Source organism: Massilia sp. 2TAF26, assembly GCF_052115005.1.
In the GTDB taxonomy this organism is placed as follows: domain Bacteria; phylum Pseudomonadota; class Gammaproteobacteria; order Burkholderiales; family Burkholderiaceae_D; genus Telluria.
Genome location: NZ_JBFRFV010000157.1, coordinates 1 through 349 on the forward strand (window position 1 = coordinate 1; position 349 = coordinate 349).

Consider the following 349-nt stretch of genomic DNA (forward strand, 5'->3'; position numbering starts at 1 on the left):
CCCACTTCTGGGTACGTTCCGATGTATTACTCACCCGTTCGCCACTCGCCGCCAGGTTGCCCCGCGCTGCCGTTCGACTTGCATGTGTAAAGCATGCCGCCAGCGTTCAATCTGAGCCAGGATCAAACTCTTCAGTTTAATCTCTGTTTGCGACACTTTCGTGTCATCCGCATTACTGCGGAGTCGCCCACTCAAAATACTGACCGTTACTCATTGCTGAGCAACGTTATACTTTTTGTGAACATTTGATAATTTAAGCATTCAGCACCCCGAAGGATGCTGGCACTTCATCAAACGCCCACACTTATCGACTGTTGATTGTTAAAGATCGTATTCGGTACTGCCTTGC

At 49.0% G+C, this 349-nt stretch carries 1 rRNA gene; it reads right to left on the reverse strand.

Features of this window, described 5'->3' with window-relative positions:
- Nucleotides 1-138 (reverse strand): 16S ribosomal RNA (locus tag AB4Z32_RS27930); the annotation flags it as partial.
- Nucleotides 139-349 lie beyond the last annotated feature (211 nt).